We start from the raw sequence: 472 nt of genomic DNA, 5'->3' as shown, positions 1-472 counted from the left end.
CCCGGCGGCACTGGAGGGCGCGCGCTCGCTCGGCGCGACCCCGGGCCAGCAACTGCGTCAGGTCCAGATCCCCCTGGCCCGGCCCTCCCTGCTGCTCGCCGTCAACCAGGCCGTCGTCCTCGTCCTCGCCGTCGTCATCATCGGCGGACTGGTCGGTTCCGGCGCACTGGGTTACGACGTCGTCTTCGGCCTCGCCCAGGGCGACCTGGCCACCGGGCTCGTCGCCGGAGCGGCGATCGTCTGCCTCGGCCTGATGCTCGACCGGGTCACCCAGCCCACCGCCCGCCGCCAGCGACAGGAGAGCTGAGATGAACCGCTCCCGAACCCGCCTGCTCGTGGAGCTCGCCTCGGCCACCTCCCTGCTCACCACGGCGGGCTGCGGCGCCGCCGACATGACCCGGCAGGCATCCCCGTTCGCGGCCCCCGCCGGGGTCAAGACGGTCACCCTCTCAGTCCAGTCCTGTGTCGGCGC

General features: G+C 73.7%; 1 protein-coding gene and 1 pseudogene. Both read left to right on the top strand.

Going from position 1 to position 472, the window contains the following annotated elements; genetic code table 11:
• The coding region (locus RNC47_RS36510) for an ABC transporter permease subunit (RefSeq protein ID WP_394814961.1) at window positions 1–307 on the top strand (307 nt) is incomplete at its 5' end.
• Between the two features lies 1 nt (window position 308).
• Window positions 309–472, top strand: a pseudogene (locus RNC47_RS36505) (glycine/betaine ABC transporter substrate-binding protein); the annotation flags it as partial.

Origin of the sequence: Streptomyces millisiae, from assembly GCF_031845425.1 — a bacterium.
Classification (GTDB): domain Bacteria; phylum Actinomycetota; class Actinomycetes; order Streptomycetales; family Streptomycetaceae; genus Streptomyces; species Streptomyces millisiae.
The sequence above is the reverse complement of the archived record's forward strand: the minus strand, read 5'-3'. Positions and strand labels throughout refer to the sequence as shown.